The sequence below is a fragment of the Bradyrhizobium oligotrophicum genome (assembly GCF_051168495.1).
Classification (GTDB): Bacteria; Pseudomonadota; Alphaproteobacteria; order Rhizobiales; family Xanthobacteraceae; genus Bradyrhizobium; species Bradyrhizobium oligotrophicum_A.
Window position 1 is genome coordinate 162,055 of sequence record NZ_JBNPVB010000010.1, and the last position, 25,155, is coordinate 187,209.

General features: G+C 65.5%; 23 protein-coding genes. 9 read left to right on the forward strand and 14 right to left on the reverse strand.

What is annotated here, in order from left to right:
* Nucleotides 1–9: 9 nt before the first annotated feature.
* From ACQR1B_RS20090 to lptF, 3 genes are read right to left on the reverse strand one after another with little or no spacing between them, the layout of a single operon-like run.
* Entirely contained in the window at nucleotides 10–2,499 is a 2,490-nt protein-coding gene (locus ACQR1B_RS20090) for an LPS-assembly protein LptD (protein ID WP_434833244.1), read from the reverse strand.
* Entirely contained in the window at nucleotides 2,499–3,596 is a 1,098-nt protein-coding gene (gene lptG / locus ACQR1B_RS20095; RefSeq protein WP_434833243.1) for an LPS export ABC transporter permease LptG, read from the reverse strand. Before lptG ends, ACQR1B_RS20090 begins: the two co-directional genes overlap by 1 nt.
* Nucleotides 3,593–4,762 carry an LPS export ABC transporter permease LptF gene (gene lptF, locus ACQR1B_RS20100; RefSeq protein WP_434833242.1) on the reverse strand — a complete coding sequence of 390 codons (1,170 nt, stop codon included), beginning with the start codon at nucleotides 4,760–4,762 and terminating at the stop codon, nucleotides 3,593–3,595. The genes lptG and lptF overlap by 4 nt, the downstream gene beginning before the upstream one ends.
* Before the next feature lie 339 nt (nucleotides 4,763–5,101).
* On the opposite strand from lptF, the gene ACQR1B_RS20105 reads away from it, so the two are divergent.
* The 3 genes from ACQR1B_RS20105 (at nucleotide 5,102) to ACQR1B_RS20115 (ending at nucleotide 7,771) form a co-directional block, all read left to right on the forward strand.
* Nucleotides 5,102–6,601: a leucyl aminopeptidase gene (locus tag ACQR1B_RS20105; protein WP_434833241.1), complete on the forward strand. Its 1,500-nt coding sequence runs from the start codon at nucleotides 5,102–5,104 to the stop codon at nucleotides 6,599–6,601.
* A gap of 15 nt (nucleotides 6,602–6,616) precedes the next feature.
* Nucleotides 6,617–7,069: a DNA polymerase III subunit chi gene (locus ACQR1B_RS20110; RefSeq protein WP_434833240.1), complete on the forward strand. Its 453-nt coding sequence runs from the start codon at nucleotides 6,617–6,619 to the stop codon at nucleotides 7,067–7,069.
* A 201-nt stretch (nucleotides 7,070–7,270) separates the two neighbouring features.
* Nucleotides 7,271–7,771, forward strand: coding sequence for a hypothetical protein (locus ACQR1B_RS20115; protein WP_434833391.1), 501 nt, complete (start codon nucleotides 7,271–7,273; stop codon nucleotides 7,769–7,771).
* A gap of 43 nt (nucleotides 7,772–7,814) precedes the next feature.
* Here the strand turns inward: ACQR1B_RS20115 and ACQR1B_RS20120 are convergent, their stop codons facing one another.
* From ACQR1B_RS20120 to ACQR1B_RS20130, 3 genes are all read right to left on the reverse strand, one after another.
* Complete coding sequence (locus ACQR1B_RS20120; protein ID WP_434833239.1) at nucleotides 7,815–9,683, reverse strand: ABC-F family ATP-binding cassette domain-containing protein; 1,869 nt, start codon at nucleotides 9,681–9,683, stop codon at nucleotides 7,815–7,817.
* An 81-nt stretch (nucleotides 9,684–9,764) separates the two neighbouring features.
* The gene (locus tag ACQR1B_RS20125; RefSeq protein WP_434833238.1) at nucleotides 9,765–9,950 is read right to left on the reverse strand and encodes a hypothetical protein; all 186 of its coding nucleotides are present in this window, start codon (nucleotides 9,948–9,950) and stop codon (nucleotides 9,765–9,767) included.
* A gap of 204 nt (nucleotides 9,951–10,154) precedes the next feature.
* Nucleotides 10,155–10,424: a sulfur globule protein precursor gene (locus ACQR1B_RS20130; RefSeq protein ID WP_434833237.1), complete on the reverse strand. Its 270-nt coding sequence runs from the start codon at nucleotides 10,422–10,424 to the stop codon at nucleotides 10,155–10,157.
* A gap of 286 nt (nucleotides 10,425–10,710) precedes the next feature.
* Here ACQR1B_RS20130 and ndk point away from each other — a divergent pair, with 286 nt between their 5' ends.
* On the forward strand, nucleotides 10,711–11,133 hold the full coding sequence (gene ndk / locus ACQR1B_RS20135; RefSeq protein ID WP_434833236.1) for a nucleoside-diphosphate kinase: 423 nt from the start codon (nucleotides 10,711–10,713) through the stop codon (nucleotides 11,131–11,133).
* Nucleotides 11,134–11,219: 86 nt separating this feature from the next.
* On the forward strand, nucleotides 11,220–12,083 hold the full coding sequence (locus tag ACQR1B_RS20140; RefSeq protein ID WP_434833235.1) for a TerC family protein: 864 nt from the start codon (nucleotides 11,220–11,222) through the stop codon (nucleotides 12,081–12,083).
* Between the two features lie 91 nt (nucleotides 12,084–12,174).
* Here the strand turns inward: ACQR1B_RS20140 and ACQR1B_RS20145 are convergent, their stop codons facing one another.
* Both ACQR1B_RS20145 and ACQR1B_RS20150 read right to left on the reverse strand, forming a co-directional pair.
* Nucleotides 12,175–13,005 carry a molybdenum storage protein subunit alpha gene (locus tag ACQR1B_RS20145; protein WP_434833234.1) on the reverse strand — a complete coding sequence of 277 codons (831 nt, stop codon included), beginning with the start codon at nucleotides 13,003–13,005 and terminating at the stop codon, nucleotides 12,175–12,177.
* A 14-nt stretch (nucleotides 13,006–13,019) separates the two neighbouring features.
* Nucleotides 13,020–13,832 carry a uridine kinase gene (locus ACQR1B_RS20150; RefSeq protein ID WP_434833233.1) on the reverse strand — a complete coding sequence of 271 codons (813 nt, stop codon included), beginning with the start codon at nucleotides 13,830–13,832 and terminating at the stop codon, nucleotides 13,020–13,022.
* Between the two features lie 568 nt (nucleotides 13,833–14,400).
* On the opposite strand from ACQR1B_RS20150, the gene ACQR1B_RS20155 reads away from it, so the two are divergent.
* A complete protein-coding gene (locus ACQR1B_RS20155) occupies nucleotides 14,401–14,781 on the forward strand; it encodes a hypothetical protein (protein ID WP_434833232.1) in 381 nt (126 codons plus the stop codon).
* A 69-nt stretch (nucleotides 14,782–14,850) separates the two neighbouring features.
* Here the strand turns inward: ACQR1B_RS20155 and ppx are convergent, their stop codons facing one another.
* The 4 genes from ppx to ACQR1B_RS20175 form a co-directional block, all read right to left on the reverse strand.
* The gene (ppx, locus tag ACQR1B_RS20160) at nucleotides 14,851–16,350 is read right to left on the reverse strand and encodes an exopolyphosphatase (protein WP_434833231.1); all 1,500 of its coding nucleotides are present in this window, start codon (nucleotides 16,348–16,350) and stop codon (nucleotides 14,851–14,853) included.
* Between the two features lie 27 nt (nucleotides 16,351–16,377).
* Nucleotides 16,378–18,573 (reverse strand): RNA degradosome polyphosphate kinase, encoded by a 2,196-nt coding sequence (locus tag ACQR1B_RS20165; RefSeq protein WP_434833230.1) that lies wholly within the window; start codon nucleotides 18,571–18,573, stop codon nucleotides 16,378–16,380.
* A gap of 139 nt (nucleotides 18,574–18,712) precedes the next feature.
* On the reverse strand, nucleotides 18,713–19,393 hold the full coding sequence (locus tag ACQR1B_RS20170; RefSeq protein ID WP_434833229.1) for a chromosomal replication initiator DnaA: 681 nt from the start codon (nucleotides 19,391–19,393) through the stop codon (nucleotides 18,713–18,715).
* 58 nt (nucleotides 19,394–19,451) lie between these two features.
* A complete protein-coding gene (locus ACQR1B_RS20175) occupies nucleotides 19,452–20,006 on the reverse strand; it encodes a CDP-alcohol phosphatidyltransferase family protein (RefSeq protein ID WP_434833228.1) in 555 nt (184 codons plus the stop codon).
* A gap of 156 nt (nucleotides 20,007–20,162) precedes the next feature.
* On the opposite strand from ACQR1B_RS20175, the gene purM reads away from it, so the two are divergent.
* Together purM and purN are read left to right on the forward strand one after the other, a co-directional pair.
* Nucleotides 20,163–21,236: a phosphoribosylformylglycinamidine cyclo-ligase gene (gene purM / locus ACQR1B_RS20180; RefSeq protein ID WP_434833227.1), complete on the forward strand. Its 1,074-nt coding sequence runs from the start codon at nucleotides 20,163–20,165 to the stop codon at nucleotides 21,234–21,236.
* 14 nt (nucleotides 21,237–21,250) lie between these two features.
* Complete coding sequence (gene purN, locus ACQR1B_RS20185; RefSeq protein WP_434833226.1) at nucleotides 21,251–21,904, forward strand: phosphoribosylglycinamide formyltransferase; 654 nt, start codon at nucleotides 21,251–21,253, stop codon at nucleotides 21,902–21,904.
* Between the two features lie 470 nt (nucleotides 21,905–22,374).
* On the opposite strand, the gene ACQR1B_RS20190 is transcribed toward purN, so the two are convergent.
* Nucleotides 22,375–22,584, reverse strand: coding sequence for a cold-shock protein (locus ACQR1B_RS20190; RefSeq protein ID WP_434833225.1), 210 nt, complete (start codon nucleotides 22,582–22,584; stop codon nucleotides 22,375–22,377).
* 353 nt (nucleotides 22,585–22,937) lie between these two features.
* Between ACQR1B_RS20190 and ACQR1B_RS20195 the strand changes: the two genes are divergently transcribed.
* Nucleotides 22,938–24,104 carry an autotransporter outer membrane beta-barrel domain-containing protein gene (locus ACQR1B_RS20195; RefSeq protein WP_434833224.1) on the forward strand — a complete coding sequence of 389 codons (1,167 nt, stop codon included), beginning with the start codon at nucleotides 22,938–22,940 and terminating at the stop codon, nucleotides 24,102–24,104.
* Nucleotides 24,105–24,108: 4 nt separating this feature from the next.
* Here the strand turns inward: ACQR1B_RS20195 and ACQR1B_RS20200 are convergent, their stop codons facing one another.
* Complete coding sequence (locus ACQR1B_RS20200; protein WP_434833223.1) at nucleotides 24,109–25,152, reverse strand: LysR family transcriptional regulator; 1,044 nt, start codon at nucleotides 25,150–25,152, stop codon at nucleotides 24,109–24,111.
* Nucleotides 25,153–25,155 lie beyond the last annotated feature (3 nt).

The window sequence follows — 25,155 nt, forward strand, 5'->3', positions numbered from 1 at the left end:
GGGAGGCTTCTAGAACCCGGTCGTCGTGTTCGCCAGTGTCCGCAGACCGATCTGCAGCATGATCGTGTTGTTGAGGACGGGCGCGCCGGTCGCGATTGTCGAATAATTATACGACCTTACATAGTTCGCGGCCAGCACGAAACAGTCGTCGACGTAGCCCGCGCCGATCACATATTGATTGATCTTGTTGGCCGCAAGATCCCAGCGCGCGGCACCGGTCACCACCCAATTGTTGGCGATCTTCACCGATCCGGACCCGAGCACGCCCTCGCGGCGGGTCAGGTAGCCGATCGCCGGATCAGCGGCATAGTTGCCGTAGGTGAGGCCGACCGACCAGCGGTCGAAATTGGCCTTTGCCTCGGCCTCGAAGCGCTGCACGTTGAGCGTCTGCTGGTCGAACCGGCTGCGCATGCTGAACGTGTAGGTCCTGTTGGGCGAATAATCGACCCTCGCCACGTAGTCGGACACCGCCTTGTCGAGGCCGGAACCGACGGCGGTGTTGTTCATGTCCTGAACGGCGAACGAGTTGAGCCCGAACAGATGGTAGGACTGGCCGAACAGCGCATTGATGGTGCCGCCGCGATCGAACTGGGTCGTCGCCTGGACGCCGACATTGGCCCGTCCGCCGCCTTCGACCCGGTCATATCCGGAGAATTTGTCGACGCTGAACAGGTTGCTGGCGTCGAACACCATGCTCTGCGCGTCCTCGTTCGGGAGTCGGCCGGCATAGCTCTCGTTGGGGCGGACGATGACCTGGGCGATCGGCTCGATCGTCGTGGTTCCCCAGGGCTGAACGTTGATGAACGGATAGCGGTATTCCAGGCCGACGGTGGGCATCAGCCGCAGCGCCTGGGTGTCGCCGGTCTGCAGGAAGTTGCCGACACCGGGCTGGTTGGTGACGTTGGCGTTGATCGCGTCGGCCCGCAGGATCGCGAACGGCGTCCAGATCTGGCCGAGGGGATCGGTATAGGAACGCCGCCATTCGGCCTGCGCCGTCAGCCGCGTATAGGTGCCCGGAGCACCGCGCAGCAGACAATTGGCCGGCAGCCGCGCCCCCGGATCGGCCGACGCGGTCGTGCACAGACCCGCCGTATTGGCCTGCGTCGTGATCGCGTCGAACGCCGCAGTCTGGCGGCTCAAATTGACGAAGTTGGTCTTGTAGCTGAACTCACCGCCAAGCACGGGGGAGTTCAGCACGTTCGAATAGTCGATCACCGGATAGACGACCGGAACCGTCTGCTGGTTGCCGGAGAAGCTCAGGTAGTAGATCGTCCGCATGTCGAAGAAGCTGCGGCTTCCCACCCCTGTCAGATAGAGCTGCGAGATCGCCTCGGTCGGCAGGTTCATGAAGGAGCTGTAGGGATCCTTGAACTGCGACAGACGGTAGTCCGACATGAAGGCGTAGTCGGACAGCAGGACGCCGTCCCAACCCGTCACCCATTTGTCGTTGAGCGCGAACTGGCCATGCGTCTCGACGCCGCCACGGAATTGCCGGTCGCCGGGCTGACCGGCCAAGGCCTTCCGATCGAGCTGGTCGATGCCGTAGAGCTTGACCTGGTAGGCTCCATTGCTCAAGCGCTGGCGGAACTCGGCCTGCAGCAGCACGCCCTGCTGGGAGGTGATGCGCGGCGAGAACGTCGCGTCGTAATCCGGCGCGATGGCCCAGTAATACGGGATGTCGACACCGTAGCCGAACGCCGTCGACGACGAATAGCTCGGCATCAGGAAGCCGCTCTTGCGCTTGACGGTCGGATCGGGCGTCGAAAAATACGGGATGTAGGCCATCGGAACGCCGAAGAATTCGAGCTGGGCGTTCTCGAAATAGAGCATCTTCTCGTTCTGGTCGTGGATGACGCGAGCACCCTTCACCTGCCACAGCGGCGGCTTCTTCGGGTCGTCCTTGCACGGCGCGCAGGCGGTGTAGACGCCGTTCTCGAACACCGTGTAGTTGCCCTTCGAGCGGTCGGCGCGGGTCGCCGCCATCCGCGTCTGGTCCTCGGTCTCGACGCGCAGCGAATCGACGAAGCCGTCGCGGTAGTCGTCCGACAGGTCGAGGCTGTTGGCGTAGGTGATCTTGCCGTCGGCGTCGGTCATGCGGATGTTGCCTTCCGCATGCAGTCGCTTGGTCTTCTGGTCGTAGATCACCCGGTCGGCCTCGACCGAGGTGCCGTTGTAGAACAACTGGACGTTGCCGACCGCCGACACGCGCGAGTTATTGTAGTCGTAATCGACCTCGGTCGCCTGCACCAGCATCTGGTTGTCGTTGGCGACGCGCGGCGGCGGCGGCTTCGGCGGACGGGGGTTGTAGGTGAAGCCCTGGGCTGCAGCCGGCGACAGGGCGGAATCGAATGCAGCGGCAAACGCGACGACGAGCGTCAGCGCGGCGACGCATGCGGAGACGGCAGACAAGGCGCGACGCGCGCGCACACGACCGGTGCACGCAACGGCATGCTGCCGAAGCGCGGCGAGCGCTGTCTGACGGACGGCAACGAACGACACTAGCCGTCCTCCTGGTAGAGCAAAGCCATGAAACCGGTGAGGCCGCCGACGAACACCGGCAGCCACGCCGCAGCGATCGGATTCATCAACTCAGCCTTGCTCAAATCTTCAGTTACTTTCGACAGGACGTAGAGCAGAAAGCCGGCGCCCACGCCACTCAAAACCATTTTTTGTACGCCGCCCATTCGGAAGAACCTGAGCGACACCGACGCGGCCAGCATGACCATCGCAGCCAGCAGAAATGGCTGCGCGATCAGCTTATGATACTGCAGTTTATATCCCGCGGTCGCGAAGCCCGAACTTTCCGACGAACGGATGTATGTCGGCAGTTGCCAAAACGACACAGTTTCGGGGGTGGAGAAGCTGTTTCTGACCTGTGCCGGCGTCAGGCTCGTGGGCAGAATGAACGTCGGTTCGTCAACCGGAGGCGCATCGAGGGAGAATCGGCGCACCGACCTGAACACCCATTGGCCGTCTTCGAGGGTTGCCTCCCGCGCTTCGATTCGGTCCTTGAAATGTTTATCCGTACCAAAACGGAACAGCGTCAGCCCGGTCAGCCGAACGCCCTGCTGCTCGCTGCGTGCCGCGTTGATGATGACCGAGCCGTCCGGGTTGATCTGGTTGAGCCAGAAGCCGGATGCGTCCTGCACGCCGCCGCCCGGAGCGGAGCCGAACAGCTCGGCCTCCATGCGCTTGGACAGCTCGCGCAGATTGGCCGACATCGGGTTGTAGAGCGTGGTCGCCATCAGCCCGAGCAGGATCGCGCTGGCCAGCGCAGGCGCAATGAACTGCCAGGCGGAGACGCCGGCGGCGCGGGCCACCACGAGCTCGAGCCGGCGCGACAGCGCGAGATAGCAGGTCATGGCGCCGATCAGCACGCAGAACGGCATCATCTTCTCGAGCAGTTGCGGCACCCGGAACAGCGAGGTCTCGGCGACCATCAGCGCCGATGCGGAGGCGAGGCCCGAGGTCTTGCGCACCATCTCGATGTAGTCGACGAGCACGAGCAGCACGAAGATGCTCGCGAACACGCCGACCGCCGAGACCAGGAAGCGGCCGGCAAAGTAGCGTCCGAGCGTGTTGGTGACCATGCTCATGCGGCGGCCGGCCTTCTGAACAGCCGCGCGATCCGCGCATTGGAACGGTTGATGGCCTCCATGAGCCGCGCCGGCGGCTCGACGACCACGCCGCCGACGATGATCCAGATGCTGATGGCGAGCACGCCGAACAGCATCAGGTACTGGATCAGCGCCGCAGCCGGCGTCTTCACCGTCATGACCGAGCAGGCGAAGCCGGCCATGCGCACGCCGAACACGGCGAGGATGGCGCTGCCAAACGAGAAATTACGGCTCTGACGGGTGGTGCGCGGCGCCCCCAGAAAGGCGAAGGTCAGGGCGGCGAACGCGAACGGATAGATCGGGGCCATGAAGCGATCATGCAATTCCTGCCGGAATTGCCCGGGGATCTGCTTGTAGATCGGATCGTCATCGGCCGGCGCCATCAGCTCCCACAGATAGCGTTCGCGGATGCCGAGCGTGACGTCGCGGCCCTGATTCGAGAATTTCGACATGTCGAAGGCGTAGCGGGCGAAGGCGACCATTGCCGGCTCGCGCTTGCCGATCTCGAACCGCTCCAGATTGCCGTCTTCGAGCACCAGGAACGAGCCGTCGGGATTCTTCACGACCGTGCCCTTCTCGGCGATGATCGTGATTCGCTCCTTGGGATCGCGGCGGTCGTCGATCAGGATGCTCTTCAACTCGCCGCCGGGCTGCCGTTCGCCGATCCTGATCGTGAGGTTCTGGTCGAGCTGGGCAAACCGCCCCGGCTGCAGGATGTTAGTGAGCACGTCGGCGGTGATCTCGGCGTCCCATTGCTTGATCCGGCGCAGCCCGTCGGGCGCGAAATAGGATGCGATGAGGGTCACCAGCATGGCGACCACGCAGGTCGCATAGGCGAACGGCACGAACAGCCGGATCGGCGACATGCCCGCCGCGTTCATGACGATGATTTCCGAATCGGTCGCGAGCTTGTTCAGCGTGTGCGAGACCGCGATCATCAGCGCGATCGGCGCGATGACGCCGAGCAGCGAGGGAATCACGAGTCCGGTGATGCCGAGGAAGGTCAGGATGGTCTGGCCCTGGCTCGTCATCAGGTCGATGCCGCGCAGCGCCTGGGTGATCCAGATCACCCCGGTGAGGCTGACCAACACCAACGCAAACGACGCGAGCGTCGTGCGAAAGATGTACTTGTCGATGGACCCCATCTTGCGCGCCCGATCCCAAATCAGCAGTCCCGGAACGAGCGCTGCAGCCACCCCTCGAAACGGGTCCCCGGGCTGTCTGCGCCGTCACGTTCCAAGAGCAGTGAATATCTTTACCATCCCTTTGATCCGTCGACAAAATGGCTGTGGCGTGGCGTCACGAAAATACGGTTAAAATTTCACTGTTGTGGCCGCCCCGCCACGGGAAGGCTTGGCAGCTCCGGCCAAGGCGGGCCATACTGTTGCCAAGTTGGGTTCCGAACCGCCGCCATCCCCGTCTGTCCGCTCGGATTTTTGGACGGTCGCTGGGGCTTCTCACGTCGAAATTTGGAGGATTGCTTGATGTCCGACACCGTCAAGGTCGGCTTCGTCCCGCTGTCGGCCGCTCCGCGCGGCATCGTGGTGGCGTTCTGCGATGATACCCTGCGACTTGGAGTCGCGACCGACAAGGCGCTCGGGGGAGCCTCCGACCTCATCAAGCGTGCGGCCGGGGCTGCCCGGTTCAAGGGCAAGGACGGTGCCGTGCTCGATCTCCTGGCACCCGAAGGAATCAAGATTCAGCGCTTGATCGTGATCGGAACGGGCAAGGGGGGCGAACATAAGGAAAAGGATTTCCTCAAATATGGCGGGATCTTAACCGGGAAACTCAATTCCGGAACTGAAGCCGTGACGGTCTTGGCCGAGCTGCCGGCTTGGCCGATGACGCCGGACCAGGTCAGCTCGCTCGCCGCCGGAATCAAGCTGCGGGCGTATCGCTTCGACCGCTACAAGACCAAGAAGAAGGACGAGGAGGGCGGCGTCAGCGCCAGCGTCTCGATCGCCGTGGCCGACGTCGCTGCGGCCAAGAAGGCGTTCATGCCTCGCGCCCATGTGACCGACGGCGTGATCCTGGCCCGCGATCTCGTGAACGAGCCGCCGAACGTGCTCTACCCGGAGGAGTTCGCCAAGCGCGCCGCCGCCTTGCGCAAGCTCGGCGTCACCGTCGAGATTCTCGACGTGCCGGCGATGACGAAGCTCGGCATGGGGGCGCTGCTCGGCGTCGGCCAGGGATCTTCACGTCCCAGTCGCACAGTCGTGATGCGCTACAATGGCGGCAAGCGCGGCGACCAGCCGGTCGCGTTCATCGGCAAGGGCGTCTGCTTCGACACCGGCGGCATCTCCATCAAGCCGGCCGGCTCGATGGAGGACATGAAGGGCGACATGGGCGGCGCCGCCTGCGTCGTCGGCCTGCTGCATGCGCTGGCGTCGCGCAAGGCCAAGGCCAACGTGATCGGCGCGATCGGCCTCGTCGAGAACATGCCGGACGGCAACGCCCAGCGTCCCGGCGACATCGTCACCTCGATGTCCGGCCAGACCATCGAGATCATCAACACCGATGCCGAAGGGCGGCTCGTGCTCGCCGACGTGCTCTGGTATGTCGCGACCAAGTTCAAGCCGAAATTCATGATCGACCTGGCGACCCTGACGGGGGCGATCATGGTCGCTCTCGGCACCGAGCATGCCGGCCTGTTCGCCAACAATGACGATCTCGCCGACAAGCTCCTGAAGGCGGGGCAGGAGACCGGCGAGAAGGTGTGGCGCATGCCGCTCGGCTCCGAATACGACAAGCTGATCGATTCGCAGTTCGCCGACATGAAGAACACCGGCGGGCGCCATGGCGGCTCGATCACGGCCGCGCAATTCCTGCAGCGTTTCGTCAACGATACGCCGTGGGCGCATCTCGACATCGCCGGCACCGCGATGGGCGCACCGAAATCCGAGATCAACCAGAGCTGGGGATCCGGCTACGGCGTGCGTTTGCTCGACCGGCTGGTCTGGGATTCCTACGAAGCGAAAGCGTAAGGGACCACGGCGCGGATGACCGAAGTCCTGTTCTATCATCTGCAGAACATGACGCTGGAAGGCGTGCTGCCGCCGCTGCTCGAGAAATCGCTCGAGCGCGGTTGGCGCGTGGTGGTGCAATCGACCTCGGAAGAACGTGCAGATGCGCTCGATGCGCATCTGTGGACCTATCGTGACGATTCGTTTCTGCCGCATGCCACCTGGCGGGTGGCCGATGCGGCCGATCAGCCGATCGTGCTGGCGATCGAGGAGAGCAATCCCAACGCGGCGAATGTCCGATTCCTGGTCGATAACGCGCCGCTGCCATCCGATGCGCACAGCTACGAGCGCATGGTGCTGGTCTTCAACGGCGACGATGCCGACGCGCTCGCTGCAGCGCGATCGGCCTGGGGCGATTGCAAAACCCGTGGATTCGAGGTCACCTATTGGCAGGCCGATGAGCGCGGGCGCTGGCAACGTCGGCAATGATGGCGTAAGTCCGGCAGGCAAGATGGCAGCGCCGCGCGATTAATGATAATCTGTCGATTTACCGGCAGAGCGTCGGCAAAGTCACGAACGTGCCGCAAAGTGATGTTGGGACAACACGTTAGAGTGTCCACAGGTTGCAATTCAGCAAGGTTCATCGTGCGAGACCACAACAAACAACTGACGCGCGTTCTGGCGTTCCTTGTGCTTGCTCCGGTCGTCTCCGGATGTTCGGGGACGCCTGATTTCCTGTCCAAGGACGCCGAATGGTTCAACCGGCCGCAGCGCCTGTTCATCAGGAATATCTCGATCGACGCGCCGCCCCTGACGCCGGACAAGCCGGTGACGGCTGAGGATTTTGTGAGTGCCGAAGGCGCATGCCCGGGCATGGTGCCGGCGGGGGGAGCGGCGGGTGCGAATGCGATGTCCAACGATGCAGCTGCTGCGCCGCCACCCACTGCAGGCGGCACCGTCGCGCTCGGCCACACCGAATGCGACGTGGTGCGCGGCATCGGCGCGCCCGACAGCGTCAACATCGGCAACAATGGCGGCGACCGCGTCGCCACCGTCACCTGGCTGCGCGGCGCACGTGCCGGCGTCTACACTTTCACAGGAGGCCGCTTGACCTCGGTTGAGCGCGCGCCTGATCCAGGTCCGTCGCCGAAGATGGCCAAGCCCGCCAAGGCGAAGAAGCGGGCGAGCTGAGCGCGCTCGAGGCTCGCTTGTTCAATCGACGACCGCGGGTTCGTCAGCCCGCCGCCTCGTCATATTGCGTGCTGGCCTCCAGCCACTGCTCCTCGGCGCGCGCCAGCGCGTCGGCGGCATTGGCCCGCGCCTTCGACAATTGCGCGGCCTGTTTCGGATCGCGCGTGAAGATGTCCGGTAGCGACAGCGCGCCGTCGATCTTGGCGATGATCTCGGTGATGCGGGCGATCTCGGCTTCGGCCGCGGAGATCTTCTGCTTCAGCCCGCTGCGTCTGTTGTCGCCGCGCGGCCGCTCCGCCTTCTCCGTGACCTGCGGACGATCCGTTTCGCGCACGCTTGCGCCGCTGCGGGACGACAGGACCATGCGCCTGTAATCGTCGAGATCGCCGTCATAGGTCTTGACGGTGCGGTCGGCGACGACCCACAGCCGGTCGGCGCAGGCCTCGATCAGATAGCGGTCGTGGGACACCATGATCACCGCGCCGGGAAACTCGTTGATCGCTTCGGCGAGCGCCGCGCGGCTGTCGATGTCGAGATGGTTGGTCGGCTCGTCCAGGATGATCATGTTCGGACCGAAGAAGGTCGCAAGGCCGAGCAGCAGCCGCGCCTTCTCGCCGCCCGACAGGCTCTTCACCAGCGTGTCCGCGGCCTTGCCGGAGAAGCCGATCGCCCCGGCGCGTGCCCGCACCTTCGACTCCGGCGCCTCGCCCATCAGCTTGCGCACATGGCTGTAGGGCGAGCCGGCTTCGTCGAGCTCGTCGAGCTGGTGCTGGGCGAAATAGGCGATCGAGAGCTTGTCGGCGCGGGTGATCTTGCCGGAGAACGGCGCGAGCCGCCCGGCGAGAAGCTTCACCAGCGTCGATTTGCCGTTGCCGTTGGAGCCGAGCAGCGCGACGCGGTCGTCATTGTCGATGCGCAGGGTGACGCGGTTGAGCACGGGCTGCGCCGGATCATAGCCGACCGTGGCGTTGTCGACGGCGATGATCGGAGGCGACAGCAGTTTCTCGGGCGCGGGGAAGGTGATCTCGTGCACGTCCTGGGTGACGAGCGCGGTGATCGGCTTCATCCGCTCCAGCATCTTGACGCGGGATTGCGCCTGGCGCGCCTTCGAGGCCTTGGCCTTGAAGCGCTCGACGAAGGCCTGCAGCCGCGCGCGCTCGGCCTCCTGGCGCTTGACCGCCTTGGCATCGAGCATCTCGCGCGTGGCGCGCTGCTCCTCGTAGGAGGAATAGCTGCCGCGGTACAGCGTGAGCTTGCTGCGGTCGAGATGCAGGATCTGGTCGACCGAGGTCTCCAGCAGGTCGCGGTCGTGGCTGATGACGATCACGGTGCGCGGATAGTGCGCGAGGTGATCCTCGAGCCACAGCGTGCCTTCGAGGTCGAGATAGTTTGTCGGCTCGTCCAGCAGCAGCAGGTCGGGCGCGGCGAACAGGGTGGCAGCGAGCGCGACGCGCATGCGCCAGCCGCCGGAGAATTCGGAGCAGGCACGGGCCTGGTCGGCGGCGGAGAAGCCGAGGCCGCTGAGGATGGCGGCGGCGCGCGCGGGCGCCGAATGCGCGTCGATGTCGACCAGCCGCGTCTGGATCTCGGCAATGCGGTCCGGATCCATGGCGGTGTCGGCCTCGCGCAGCAGCGCGTCGCGCTCCAGATCGGCCCGCAGCACCACGTCGATCAGGCTGTCGGGGCCGCTCGGAGCCTCTTGCGCGAGGCTGCCGATCCGCCACCGCGGCGGCAGGCTGATGCTGCCGTTCTCCAGCGACAGTTCGCCGCGGATGGCCTTGAACAGGGTCGATTTGCCGGTGCCGTTGCGGCCGACCAGACCGACGCGGGCGCCGGGCGGAATCTGCACCGAGCTGTGGTCGATGAGAAGCCGTCCGGCAAGGCGGATCGAGATGTCGGTGATGGAAAGCATGCGCGCCTTGTCACCGCGCGCGCGGCCAAACGCAACCGCTTTATCGCCGACCCCAAGGAGCCGGAAATTTCAGGTGAGATTTCAATCGAAACGCGCGACGGCCTCGTCCTGCTTGCGCAGCTCGTTCATCAGCTGCGCGAGCGGATCAGGCAGCTGGGAGCCGTCAGGCGGCAGGCTGCGTTGCAGCCGTTCACCCACGGCTTCGCAGATCGATCGGCTGGTCTTTCGATCGAGCGCCTCGCTGAGAACGGCGGTACGGCCAGACATGACAAAGTTCCACGAGCAGTTGCAGTACGATACCGTAACAAGTCGTGGCCCGCCGATTGGTTTCCGTGCAGGCACGAAAATGCGCCCAATCCGATTGAAAGTGCACGAAAAAAGCCCCGGCGTGGGGGAGACGCCGGGGCAATGCGAGTTCGGTGCGGCGGGGGGCGGATGCCGCGCCTAGGCTCGTAGTCTCGAAGGCTCGTATCAGTAGCAGCGGTTGATCAAGCGCCAGCGCGGTCCCCAGGGGGTCGGAACGACGCGGCGGACATAGCAGCCGCCATAGCCGTAGCCGTAGACCGGGCCGCCGACGAACACCCGCGGGCCGTAGAAGGGACGGTGCCAGCCATAGCCGCCGCCGTGCCATCCACCGTGCCAGCCGCCACCGTGCCAATGAGCCGACGCGGCGGTCGGGGCGAGGGCGGCTGCGCCCACGGTGATGGCGGCCGCCGCGATGAGGGAGAGTTTGCGCAACATGATCGTCTCCTGGATGACAGCGCTGGTGGCGCCGAAATTGTCCGACGGATGAGGCTGGGAGAAGGCGTCCACCTGAACGTTGCTGGCTCGTCTTCGCCCCGGTGACAAGCAACTTAAGACATGGCAGCTGAACGATGGTCGCACGGACCCTTCAGATTCTGTTCAGAATCGTGAAATCGTCGTAAGGCGTCGCGCCTCCGGCCGGATCCCGGTCGCTTGCCGTCGGCCAATCGCGTCGATATAAGCCCGCAACCCACCCAAATCCCCCATCTCCAAGGACGATATCATGGCGATTGAGCGCACTTTTTCCATCATCAAGCCCGACGCGACCGAGCGCAATCTGACCGGCGCGATCAACGCGCTCATCGAGAAGGCCGGCCTGCGGATCGTGGCCCAGAAGCGTATCCGCATGACGCGTGACCAGGCCGAGACCTTCTATGCCGTGCACAAGGCGCGGCCGTTCTTCGGCGAACTGGTCGATTTCATGGTTTCCGGTCCGGTCGTGGTCCAGGTGCTGGAAGGCGAGGGCGCCATCCTGAAGTACCGCGACGTGATGGGCGCGACCGATCCGGCGAAGGCGGCCGACGGCACCATCCGCAAGTCGCATGCGAAGTCGATCGGCGAGAACTCGGTGCACGGTTCGGACGCTGCCGAAACGGCCGCGATCGAGATCGCGCAGTTCTTCGCCGGCAACGAGATCGTCGGCTGAGCGGTGATCGATGCGGCGGAGCCTCGCTTCGCCGCACATCGCCCGTGCCGGCAACTCCCGGCTGATCGCATTTGAAAGGCCTGGCCGTGAACTGGCTATCGCAACTCGCCGATCCCGCCACTTACGGCCATTTGCTCGCTCAATTCGAATCCGACCTGCATAGCCCGGGCTTCTGGCTCGCGCTCGGCAAGATCGTCTGGATCAACGTGCTGCTGTCGGGCGACAACGCGCTGGTGATTGCGCTCGCCTGCCGCGGCCTGCACGGCAAGCATCGCTTCTGGGGCATGGTGGCAGGCTCCGGCATCGCGGTCGCGCTGCGGATCGCCTTCACCGGCATCGTCGCCACGCTGATGGCGCTGCCCTATCTGAAGCTGGTCGGTGGCCTGGCGCTGCTCGTGATCGCCGCCAAGCTGCTGGTGCCCGAAGACGAGAATGACGACATCGCCGCCGGCACGACGCTCTGGCACGCGGTCCGCATCGTCGCGCTCGCCGACCTCGTCATGAGCCTCGACAACGTGATCGCGGTGGCCGCGGCCGCGAACGGCCAGGCCTCGCTGCTCATCATCGGCCTTGCCATGAGCATCCCGCTGATCATCGCGGGCGCAGCCCTGATCATGCTGGTGCTCGACCGTTTTCCGCTGCTGGTCTGGCTCGGCGCAATGCTGCTCGGCTGGGTCGCCGGCGAGGTGATCGCGACCGATCCCGCGATCGAGCCGCTGCTGCATCACCTGCTCGACGGCACCGTCATCATCAACATCGAGGCGACGTCGGCGCTGTTCCCCGGCAAGACCAACCTCGCCAGCCATGTCGACGTCATGGAGACGCTGATGTCGCTGCTCGGGGCCGGTGTGGTGCTTCTCGCCGGCTCGATCTGGCGTGGCCGCGCGCTGCAGCGTCAGGCCGAGAGCGAACTGGAATCCATGCCCGCCCGCGGGGTCAATCTGCCGTAGCGCTAACCTCGGGCGAGGCCGCTGTACGCGCCGGTCGATCGGGGAAAGGGGCCACTCGTCACCGAGTGGCCTAGCGTGAAGGCTGAGGCGATCAATCGGCCTTGGCGCCGGTGGTGATGATCGACCCGACGTGATGGCCGCGCAGCGCGGCGGTGAGCCGGCCCGGCGCCAGCCCGTTGACGACCTGGACGCGGGAGATGTGACGGGCGTTGGCCATCACCTCGACCAGCGCGCGGTCGAACGGCAGCGTGCCGTCCTGCCCGGCGAGCGCATCGCAGCTGGTCTCACGCAGCAGCTTCGCCTTGGCAGCGTCAGGCCCCTTCGGGTCGGCGGTGTAGACACCATCCACGTCCTCGACGATCGTCAGCCCCGCGGCGCCGAGCGCATCGGCGATCAGGAACGCGCCGGTGTCGGCCCGATGCATGGGAATGCGCGAGGTCGGGAATTCGTGATGGTGGTAGGGCGGAAACGCGCTTCCGACCACGGCGCGCGCGGCGGTCAGATGGATCGCGAGCTGGTTGGCGATGGTCGGATGCTCGATGTAGGACACGCCCTCCGAGGCCAGCAGCGCGGCCAGGATATGGCCGTTCTGGCCGGCCTCGCTGGCTGCCAGCGGCGCCAGCGATCCGACGGGCAGGCCGAGGTCGAGGCCGACGCCATAGAGGTGGCGGGCGCGGATGCCGGCGCCGGTCAGGATCAGCAGCCGATGCTCTGGCAGCAGCTTCTTGATCTCCTCGACCAGCGGCAGGATCGCTTCGGCGCCGCGGTCCATGATCGAACGGCCGCCGATCTTGACGACCTGCAGCCAGGGCAGCAGCGCGATCGGGCGCCTGCCGGCGACGGGACGGGTGAGCTTGTCGTCGAGCAGGGTCTGGCGCGCGAGCGGCGAGGCGACGTGCTTGATGGTGTTGGTCTCAGCCATGGTGATCGCTTCTCTCAGCTCGCCGTGATGATGGTGCCGACGTGCTCGCCGGCAAGCGCGCGGGTCAGATTACCGGGCACGAGGCCGTTGACGATCTGCACCTCGCGGACGTGCCGCGCGGCTTCGAGCAGATCGAGCATCGGAAATTCCAGGATGGAGTCGGCGAGACCCTTGGCCTTCATCTCCGCCACCGAGATCTTCGGAATGAACGTGGCGGTCTTCTCGGTCTTGGGGTTGGCGGTGTAGAGGCCGTTCTCGTCCTTCACATAGATCATTGCCTTGCAGCCGAACTGCTCGGCGACCAGGAAACAGCCGGCATCGGTACGGTAGGGCGGAATGACGCCGTCGGCGGACGGGCGCATCCACAGGCCGTAGGGCGGCATGCCGCTGAACACCACCGCGTTGACCTCGGCGAGATAGAGCGGCACGGCCGAGAGGCCTGCGCCTTCCACCGCCGAGATGCCGTGCTTGGCGAGCAACTGTCCCAGCATCGCGGCGTTCTGATCGGCGACGGACGCGCCGAGCTGCGACAGCACGCCGGCCGGCAGATTGAGCCCGGCGGCGATCGAGTACAGATGACGCGCCCGCGTGCCGGCGCCGGTGCCGATCAACATCTTGTGCGCCTTGCGCGCGGCGACGATCTCCTCGACCAGCGGATAGACGGCGGCACGGCCGCGATCGATCATGCTCTGGCCGCCGACCTTGATGACGGTGGCGTCGGGGAGGATGCGGAAATCGATTGCCGTTTCCGCGGCTGCAATCAATTGGGGGTCGGTGAGCGAGCGCTGCATCATGAGCGCCTCCAACTCGGCCGTCGTAGTTGCCATCGAAAAGGTCCTCTTGCTCGTGGATGTCTGGCGCGGCGAGCCAGCTCGGCTCCGCCGCCCCGCCGGTTCCGACCGCTTCCTCGGATTCCGTGGCCGGCAGATCGACCCCCGGTGATCGATCATATGTTGAATGGAATACACGACCGTTCGCGACGCCGACAGTCTGCCGCTGATATGGTTCGATCGTCTCGCGTGCCGGCATTCGGCGCGCAGCTCTTGCGCGTCCATCCGGTCAGGGAAAATCCATCGCTATTTCAATGAGCTGTATCGAGAATCATATAATTAGTCTGGTCGGCCTGTCGCATTTCCGACAATGCACAAAGTTTCGGCAAGCGCTTTGCAGTAGCGTCGACTCGGCTGATGGATCGATCCGAGGTCGGGCCGGCGCGGCTCCGCGGATCGGAAGACGATGGTCGCTCATCGGCACCAAAGCCGACGCTTCACCACGTTATATTTGTTCGGATATCACGAGGCGCGCCCTCGCGCCGATGCCGCCCCGCGAGCTGGACGCGGCGGTATTTTCGATATATCTTCTTGGATATAACGATGGGGTGATGCGGAGCGTGTGATGGAGCTGCGGGCCAAGGCGCTGACGAGCTGCGAGGTGGTGGATGGCGGCGAGACGATCTCGCTCGGCTTCGAAGATGCCACCGGCAATGCGGCGGCGCTGAGCCTTTCGGTGAGCCAGGCAGGCGCGCTGGTCATGACGCTGCCGGGCCTGTTGGAGATGGCGCTGCGTACTCGCTATGGCGATCAGGCGCTGCGTTATGCCTATCCGCTGGCATCCTGGACCATCGAGCAGTCGACCGACGCCACCCAGCGCATCATGACCTTGGCAACGCCCGACGGCTTCAGCATACGGTTCGCGATTCCGAAGGGCGAGCAGAACGTGCTCGGGAAGGCGCTGCTGGCGCAGTACCCGGCCGCCCCGGCGATCCGGCCGAACTGAGCGTGCACCGATCCTGTCGCCGGACCGCCATTTCGGCCGGCACCGCGTGCTCGAGCACATGCTCGGCGGTTAGTTTCTCACGATCGAGCCGGAGCGTCCGACCAGCCGCGCCAGATGCTTGAAGCGGCCGCCGACGCGGTCGGCGACCAGGTCGACCATCTGGTGCTCGAACACCAGCATCAGCTTGCGGTCCTGGGTGCGGAAATGGGTGGCGGGAAGCACGCCCGGCCGCGCCGCGGAGATCAGATGCGCGACGCGAAATGCGGTGCCGAGCAGGCGCGCACGATCGATCTGGGCCGGGCTCAGTTGCTCGGTGAGAACAGGCGGCGCCGCCTCGTCGCGCAGGCCTTCGTAGCGGAAGAACACCGACAGCGCGACGAAGATGCGGCCCTCATGGCTGATCGAGCCGAAATTGCCGTTGAGGACGATGCCGTAGGTCTGCTCGCCGCGATGATCGGGATGCATGCGCCAGCCGATGTCGGACAACAGGCACGCGGCGTGGCGCAGCCGGCGCTCCTCCTCGGTCTCGCGGACATGCACCACGCGGAACAGGCGGTCGGTCCAGTCGGTCAGCTCGCGGGCGTGCTGGGCCGAGCGCGACAGCAGTTCGTTCAATCCCTGGGCGGCGCACAGCAGGCCGTCCTTGGCGCGCTCGGTATCGGCAAGCTTGGAATACAGCAGGCCCTCGCGCACGCCGAAGGTCGAGAACACCACCGTCGTCGGCCTGGCGACGCGGATGACGTGTTCGAGCACGAGCGCCGCATAGGCCAGCAGCGGCCGCCGCGCCTCGGCGATGGCCTCGATGTCGGCGAGCATGTCGGCGGCGACGAGACGGCGCAGGCGGCGGACGAAGGCCAGCGCATCGGCGGCCGGGATCGCATAGCCATGCATGACGCCGAGCGGATAGCCGCTCTGAATGATGTGGATGCGGGCCAGCGCGCGCCAGGTGCCGCCGACCGCATAGAAGGTCCGGCCCTGTCCGGCCAGCAATTGCGGCAGGTCGGTCAGTGCCTCGCTGGCGATCCGCTGCGCCTTCTTGAGCGACTTCTCCGCAAGATCCTGCAGCGCCAGGCTGCCGAGCGGCAGGGTGATGCCGCTGCGCACCTGATGGCCGCGGACGTCGATCAGCTCCAGCGAACCGCCGCCGAGATCGCCGACGATGCCGTCGGGCTTGTGGATGCCGGAGATGACGCCGAGCGCCGAATAGCGCGCCTCCTCGGGGCCGGTGAGGATCTGGATCGGCGCACCGCAGATCTTCTCGGCCTTGGCGATGAAGTCGGGGCCGTTCGAGGCGTCACGGCAGGCCGCGGTGGCGATCGCATGCACCTCGCCGACCTTCTGCACCTTGCACAGCGCGCGGAAGCGCTTCAGCGCCGTCAGCGCCTTCTCGACGGCATCGGCGGCGAGCAGGCCCGTGGTCTGGACCTCGCGGCCGAGCCCGCACAGCGACTTCTCGTTGAACACGGTGACGAGGCTGCGCTCGATCGCCTGATAGACGACGAGGCGCACCGAGTTCGAGCCGATGTCGATGACGCCAATGCTGGCGGCCGTGGTCGCGGTCCGTTTCACCGCGGCATGTCCCTTGGCGGGAGGCCGCTATGACGGATGGCGTTCGTTCCGGCGCGTGAGCCGGCGCGGTGAAGATTCCTTGAGCGACTTTCCACGGCCGGACAGACTCGGATTCGTCATGAAGTAATTGTGCAGGTTGAACGGCTCCTCGCCCTTCGCGGCCTTCATACGCGTTGACGACCCATCCGGCAACAATTGCCAGCTCTGCTCGGTATCCTTCAGGTTGGCGACCATGATCTGCTCGAGAACCTGCTGGTGCACGGTCGGATTCTGCAGCGGACACAGCACCTCGACACGGCGGTCGAGATTGCGTGGCATCATGTCGGCCGAGGAGATGTAGACCGCCGCCTTGGCGCTCGGCAGGCCCTGGCCCATCCCGAAGCAGTAGATGCGGCCGTGTTCGAGGAAGCGGCCGATCACGGACTTGACGCGGATGTTGTCGGACAGTCCGGGGATGCCGGGCCGCAGGCAGCAGATGCCGCGCACGATCAGGTCGATCGAGACGCCGGCCTGCGAGGCCTCGTACAGCGCGTCGATGATGTCGGGATCGACCAGCGAATTCATCTTCATCCAGATCACGGCCGGCTTGCCCTGGCGCGCGAAACTGGTCTCGCCGTGGATGTGCTCGATCATGCGCTTGCGAAGCGTCAGCGGCGACACCGCCATCTTCTCGATGTCGATCGGCTCGGCATAGCCGGTGATGTAGTTGAAGACGCGGGTGACGTCGCGGCCGATCACCGGATCGGAGGTGAAGTAGGACAGGTCGGTGTAGATCCGCGCCGTCACCGGGTGATAGTTGCCGGTCCCGGTGTGGACGTAGGTGGTGAGGTTGCCGCCCTCGCGGCGCACCACCATCGACAGCTTGGCATGCGTCTTCAGCTCCAGGAAGCCGTAAACCACCTGCACGCCGGCGCGCTCGAGGTCGCGTGCCCAGCGGATGTTGGCTTCCTCGTCGAAGCGCGCCTTGAGCTCGACCAGCGCCGTCACCGACTTGCCGGCTTCGGCGGCTTCCACCAGCGTGCGCACGATCGGCGAATTGTTGGAGGTGCGGTACAGCGTCTGCTTGATCGCGACCACGTCGGGGTCGCGCGCGGCCTGCTGCAGGAATTGCACGACGACGTCGAACGACTCGTAGGGGTGGTGGACGATCAGGTCCTTCTGCCGGATCGCGGCGAAGATGTCGCCGCCATGATCGCGCACCCGCTCGGGATGACGCGGCACATAGGGCGCGAATTCGAGGTCGGGCCGGTCGACGCGCGTCAGCTGCGACAGCTCGTTCATCGCCAGCACGCCGTCGACCACGAACACCTCGTCGTCGGTCGTCGACAGCGCATGCTGCACGAAGGCGCGCAGCTCCTGCGGCATGTTGGACTCGATTTCGAGCCGGATCACCGAGCCGCGGCGGCGCCGCTTCAGCGCCGTCTCGAACAGCCGCACCAGATCCTCGGCCTCTTCCTCGATCTCGATCTCGCTGTCGCGGATGATGCGGAAGGCGCCCTGGCCCTTCACGGTGTAGCCGGGGAACAGCCGGCCGATGAACAGGCCGGTGGCCTGCTCCAGCGTGATCACGCGGATCGCGCCGTCCTTGGAGCCCGGGAAGCGGATGAAGCGGTCGATCTTGCCGGGCATGCGGATCAGCGCGTTCATCGGCCGGCCGTCGGTGGTGCGCGTCAGCTGCAGCGCCACGGTGAAGCCGAGGCTCGGGATGAACGGGAACGGATGCGCCGGGTCGATCGCGAGCGGCGTCAGCAGCGGGAAGATGTTGGCGAGGAAATGGTCCTCGATCCAGGCGCGCTCGCTCTTGCTGACGTCCTGGCCGTCGACCAGCACAATGCCCAGCTCGGCCAGAAACTTGCGCAGGTCGCGCCAGATCGCCTGCTGGTCGATCGCGAGCTGCGACACGGTCTCGTTGATCAGCTTGAGCTGCTCGGTCGGGGTCAGCCCGTCGGGGCTCCGCTCGGCGATGCCCTCGCGCACCTGGGCGCGGATGCCGGCGACGCGGACCATGAAGAATTCATCAAGATTGTTGGCTGAAATCGACAGGAACCGCACCCGCTCCAGCGCCGGATGGCGCGGATTGACCGATTCCTCCAGGACGCGGCGATTGAAATGCAGCCAGGACAGTTCCCGGTTGATGAAGCGCTCGGGGCTCGACGCGATCTGCTGCTGTGGCGCCGCGACCGGCTCTTTCGGTGCAATGTCAGTAATTTGCTCGGTATCCATCAGAAATTCGATCCATATCCGGTCGCGGCAATCAAATCAGGTCGTGAAGGTCGACCGTAACCCAATCTGAGTGACCAGGGGATGACGTTGCCGGCACCATTGAGGTTCCCCGCTGAGCCGCCGTCAAGACGTCGGGCCGTCACACCGGCGCGCGCAGCAGTTCGACCGCCAGCGCCCGGGTGACCGGCCGCCCGAGCCGCAGGGATTCGCTGTCCAGCAGCGCGATGGTCTCGCGTGCGGCGGCATAGGACCGCTCGATGCGGGTCGCGAGGTAGGCGACGACCGCTTCGTCGATCGCCAGCTGCCGGTCCGCGGCCAGCTTGACGATCAGCGCGCGGAACAGCTGGTCATCCGGGGGCAGCAGCGTGACGACCGGGACGGCGCGCAGCCGTGATCTGAGATCGTTCAGCGTGATCGGCATGCCGACGGGCGCGTCCCGCGCGGTGATCAGCACGAAGGCCTCGTCCTGGCGCGCCAGGTTGAGCAGGTGGAACAGGGCGCGCTCGTCGAGATCGGCCGCCTTGAGATCCTCGAGCACCAGCGCGCCGGTGGCGAGCGCGCCTGGAACCGCGCCCGGCTCCAGCGCATGGGCGGACAGCGACCGGGCGCCGGAGCGCTCGGCCCAGATCGCGGCCAGATGGCTCTTGCCCGAGCCGTCGGGGCCGACCAGGAACATGGTCCGGGCCGGCCATTCCGGCCAGGCGTCGACCAGCGCGAGCCCAGCCGCATTGCCGGGGCCTTCGAGGAAGTTGTCCCGCGTCAGGCTCTCCGCATGCGGCAAGGCGAGGGCCAGTTGACGAGGGGGAATATGGCCGGCCAAGATTGTCGTGCTCCCGTGTCGTGTCTGCGGTGGAGGCGCGCCGCGCCCGCCAAGAGGCTCAGCGGGCCTCGAGGGTGTTCATGTGCCGCACCCATTCGACCAGATACAGCCCGACCGACACGAGCGTAAAGACCGTCACCAGCACCATCAGCACGACGTCGTAGGGCTTGGGCTCGAAGCCGAAGGCGAGAGCGGCCAGCACCAGCCCGGCGAATCCGACCTGCGCCCCGGTGTTCAGCTTCGACACCATCAATGGCTTCATTGCGACGGGACGGTCGAACAGCCAGGATACGATCACGGCGGCGACGATCATGATGTCTCGCGAGACCACCAGGATCACGATCCAGCGCGGGATCGCGCCCCAGATGCCGAGCGTGACGAAGATCGAGACCAGCAGCGCCTTGTCGGCGAGCGGGTCGAGCAGGGCGCCGAGCTCGGAGCGCAGGTTGAAGCGCCTGGCCAGGAAGCCGTCCACGGCGTCGCTCACGCCCGCGATCACGAACACGATGAACGCGATTTCCATCTCTCCGGCCGCGATGGCCCACACCACGATCGGAACCAGCAGAATTCGGCCGAGCGTGATCAGGTTGGGGATAGAGTGGGGAATGGTCACGCAGCTGGTCCTGACGACAACTCGATCAAAACACGACCCAATTCCGAAACCGGGCGAACCGGTCCGGTTCTAGATAGGATGGGGACGAGCCCCTTGCGAGCCATTGCGCGCGGCCGGATTCCGACGTAACCAGCGGCCAGATTAGGGGTTTTGACCATGACCGAGCGCAAGAACGGGCTCACTTATGCAGATTCGGGCGTCGATATCGATGCCGGCAATCGCCTGGTCGATCTGATCAAGCCGATGGTGCGGGCGACCGCGCGGCCCGGCGCGGATGCCGAGATCGGCGGCTTCGGTGGCCTGTTCGACCTCAAGGCGGCAGGCTTCAAGGACCCTGTCCTGGTGGCTGCGACCGACGGCGTCGGCACCAAGGTCAAGATCGCGATCGAGACCGGGCTGCATGGCGGCATCGGCATCGACCTGGTGGCGATGTCGGTCAACGACCTCGTGGTGCAGGGCGCCGAGCCGCTGTTCTTTCTCGACTACTTCGCCTGCGGCAAGCTCGATCCCGACGCGACGGCCTCGATCGTGGCCGGTGTCGCCGAGGGCTGCCGGGAATCCGGCTGCGCGCTGATCGGCGGCGAGACGGCGGAAATGCCCGGCCTCTACAAGGACGGCGACTACGATCTCGCGGGTTTCGCGGTCGGCGCGGCCGAGCGCGGCACCCTGCTGCCGTCGCCCGACATCGCGGCCGGCGATGTCGTGCTGGGGCTGGCCTCGTCCGGCGTGCACTCCAACGGCTATTCGCTGGTGCGCAAGATCGTCGCCCAAACCGGCCTCGGCTTCGAGGTGCCGGCGCCGTTCGCGCCGGTGCTGACCCTGGGCGCCGCGCTGCTGACGCCGACCCGCCTCTATGTGAAATCCTGCCTGCGGGCGATCCGCGAAACCGGTGCGGTAAAGGGACTGGCGCACATCACCGGCGGCGGCTTCACCGACAACATTCCGCGCGTGCTGCCGAAGCATCTCGGCGTGTCGATCGACCTGACGCGCCTGCCGGTGCTGCCGGTGTTCAAATGGCTGGCGGAGCAGGGCGGCATCGCCGAGCGCGAGCTGTTGCGCACCTTCAACTGCGGCATCGGCATGATCGCGATCGTCAAGGCCGAGGCGGCCGATGCCGTGACCGAAGTGTTCACGGCCAATGGCGAACACGTCGCCCGGCTCGGCGAGGTCGTCGCAGCCTCGGGCGACGAGCGCGTGATCTACACCGGCGCACTCGATCTGTCGCTCTGAGACGAGTTGTCACGATGAAGCGCCGTGTCGCCATCCTGATCTCCGGCCGTGGCTCCAACATGGCCGCGCTGATCCATGCCGCGGCGCAGCCGGACTTCCCGGCTGAGATCGCGGTCGTCATCTCCAACCGGTCCGACGCGGCCGGCCTGCAGAAGGCGGCGGAGAGCGGCATCGCCGTCGAAATCATCGAGAGCAAGCCGTTCGGCAAGGACCGCGCCGGCTTCGAAGCCAGGCTGCAGCAGGCGCTGGATGCGCGCGGCATCGAGATCATCTGCCTCGCCGGCTTCATGCGGCTGTTCACCGCCGAGTTCGTCCGGCGCTGGTATGGCCGGATGCTCAACATCCATCCCTCGCTGCTGCCGTCCTTTCCCGGCCTCGATCCGCATGGCCAGGCCCTTCGCGCCGGCGTGAAGCTCTCCGGTGCGACCGTGCACTTCGTCATACCGGAGACGGATGCAGGTCCCATCGTGATGCAGGGCGCCGTCGTGGTCAGGGACGACGATACGGCGGACACGTTGTCGGCGCGCATTCTCGGCGTCGAGCACCGCATCTATCCCGAGGCGCTGCGGCTGCTGGCGAAGGATCTGGTGCGGCTCGACGGCGATCTGTGCCGGACCTCGGCGACCGCGCAGGCGGAGCAGTCGCTGATCTGGCCGATGGTCTCGTAGCTCGCGCTGCAGGTCGGCGCAGAGAGACGCGTCTGCGGAGAGAATCCCTCACCCGAGTGGGCATGACTCAGACGTCGGTGTGGCTCTGTCCCGCAAGGGGCGAGGGCGTAATAACGGCCATCGAATGAACTCCACATCTTCGATCGGCTACGTCCACTGCCTCCGCTTCAAGACTGCGCGATACAGCGCCGTCACCCCTTGCGGGAGAGGGCATCGCCGGGCCATCCGCGGGATCGCTTGTGAGGGGTTCTCTCCGCCGCGATGGTCACGCCGCACGGATACGCAGCCTATCGCTCGAACGCGTGCGCGCCGTTGGTCTGCGCCGCTCGCCGCCGGATAAAAAAATCCCCGGCAAGGCCGGGGCACATCAAAGCTGACGAAGTCTGATCATGCGCGGCGGGCCAGCGTTGCGCGGTCCAGCCTGGCTCGGCGCGGGCGATGCGCCGTGGCGCCTCCTCGCGACAGAGTGCTCAAGAGAGCTTGAGGTTCTCCGCCGATGTCTTGCCGCGACTTTCCACGAGATCGTATTCGATCGCCTGGTTTTCGTTGAGCGTGCTCAGTCCGGCACGCTCGACCGCCGAGATGTGGACGAACACGTCCTTGTCTCCGCCGGTCGGTTTGATGAAGCCATAGCCCTTGGTCGGGTTGAACCATTTCACGCTGCCCTTTTGGGTCGGCATCGCTGTCTCCTCGTCTAGACGAAAAAAAGACGCGGTCACGCTTTCGCGTGCCACGCCACAAGCGGGCTTTCCGAAGTCTGCTGAATTTCAGTCGTCACGAAACGCACAGTCGAACGGCCAGATCCGATTGTTGTTCGGATTGCACCACGATTTGTTGCTGACATCAAGTTGGCAAACGAATGCAACCCGTCCCGGAGGCGTGCCGCGCCCGCACGGCGATGTTGTGGCGCTCGCACCACAATCATTCGGAGGGCGGTTCGGCCGCGGTGATCCCGATTGACCGCGCTCGGGAACTGCGCGCAAATCGTCGTCGCCATATTTAAGCAAATCCTTGCGGGCTGCGGACGGCACCGATGCGGGGGGCATTTCGGGTCACATTGGGCGATCGATCGTGCACCGCTGCTCTCGTTGCGGTGCCGCTCGTCGCCGTGCTCGCTGCCGGAGCTCTGATGCCGAGCGCGGCGGAGGCCGCCAGCCTTCCCAGCGATGCGGCAAGTCCGACCCCGAACCCGACGCCAGTGCCACCGCCGCCATCGCCTCCGCCGGGGCCGGCCCCGACCGCAGTCAGTTCCGAACTGTCGTCGGGCCGGTCGGTGCTCGATCTCGGATCGAACTTCCTCGAACGGCTCGGGAACCAGGCGACGTTCGGGGGCAGCCGGCTGCAGCGGAGCAACCCCAGCGGCGGCGGTGCCTCCGAGACGGCGGAGCAGCCCCGGTTCCGGACTTGGGGGGAAGCCTATGGCGTGACGGTGCGCTCCAGCGCGCAAGGCGACTTCGTCGGCGACAAGAGGACGACCTGGGGCGGCATTGCCGGTATCGGCATGCGTCTGGCGCCCGCTGTCAACGTCGGCGTATCGGTCGACCAGAGCCGGACCCGCGTCGATGTGCCGCTGGCGCTGCAGTCCGCGACGCTGGATCTCACTCAGTTCGGCTTCAACGCCTCGGTCGACCACGGGCCCTGGAGCTGGGCGATTGCGATCGTCCACGGATCCGGCGGCATCAACGCGCGGCGCGATACGAGTCTGGGAGCCACCACATCGGCCTATGGCGCTCATGTCACCGGCGTGCTCAGCGAGCTCGACTACTACTGGAGCTCAGGCGAAAGCCGGGTGGTGCCGAAGCTCGCCTTCGAATATGCGCGGGCCAAGACTGCGGCGTTCCAGGAGGCCGGCGGCCTCGATCCGCTGTCGGTCAGCGGCACGTCGCTGGAGCGCGGCCGCGTCCTGATCGGCGCCGAGATCGGACGCTACGTCGTCCTTGACGGCAGGATCCTCGACGTCTCGGCCTACGGCAAGTTCGTCGACAATTTTACGCAGAATCTGGGCGCTATGACCGTCAGCCTCGGCGCGCAGAGCATCACGCTCCAGGGGCTCGGCGAGGGACGCCATGGCGCCGATACCGGCGCGGCGGTGTCGCTGTCCCTGAATGGTACGACGCGTCTCTATCTCAACTATGACGCCAAGTTCCGCTCGGCGTTGCAGTCGCACCAGGGCACGCTCGGCGTCGAATTCAAGTGGTAGCCGATCAGAGCGGCTTCGGGGCGACGTAGCCCTTGAACCCGATCGCATCGCGCGCCGTTTCCATCAGCGGCACGAGGTCGAGCGGATGGATGAACTCGTCGCGGAAGCAGGCATGCACCTTCGGATCGAAGATCCGCTTCAGCCAGTCGATGACGACTTTGTGGCGGTCCGAGCTGCGAAACTCCTTGTGATAGGTCAGCCACAGATCCATGTGGTAGTTGATGCCGAGATCGACCGGAACCAGCGGTGCGCCGAGCGCGATCGCCGATGTCGGCAGGAAGCCGATGCCGGCGCCGCGTTCGACGGCGTAGAGCACGGCCACGCTGGAATTCGTGGAGATGCCGACGATGCCGTCGAGCGACTCCAGACCGAGGATGCGCGCGTAGCCGGTCTCGTCGAGCTGCACGCCGTGCTGCTTGATGATCCGGTGGTTCCTGAGATCGGCCAGCGAGGCCGGCAGGCCATGGGCCTCGCGGTAGGACTCCGACACGAAGCCGTAGATGTGCAGCCGCCCGAGCTTGCTGACGATCACGTCCGGATTGGTCGGCCTCTCGAACTGGATCGAGATGTCGGCCTCCAGCCGCGAGACGTCGGCCTGCTGCATCGCGCAGCTCAGATCGACGGTGATCTTGCGATAGGTTTTCTGAAAGTCGATCAGTCGCGGCAGGATCCAGAAATTGCCGGGGCCTTCGGTCACTGCGACGCGCACGGAGCCCTGTGTCTCGGTCGAGAGCGAGGCGCGCCGGAAGATGTTGAAGCTCAATCGTTCCATCTGCTCGACGTCGAACAGAAGCGAGCGTCCTTCATCGCTGAGCGACAGTCCCGACTGATCGCGGATGAAGAGCTTGAACCCGAGTTCGTCCTCGAGCCGGTCGATCTTGCGCATCAATGTGGTTCCGGTGAGGCCGAGGACCTCTGCCGCATTCCTGAAGCTCTGGTGCCGCGTACAAAGTAGAAATGCTCTTAAATCTTCCCATGACGCATTAAGCGTTTCGTCAGATTTCCGGCGCTGCGTAGATGCAGCACCCCGATGCAAATGTTGCCGCATACA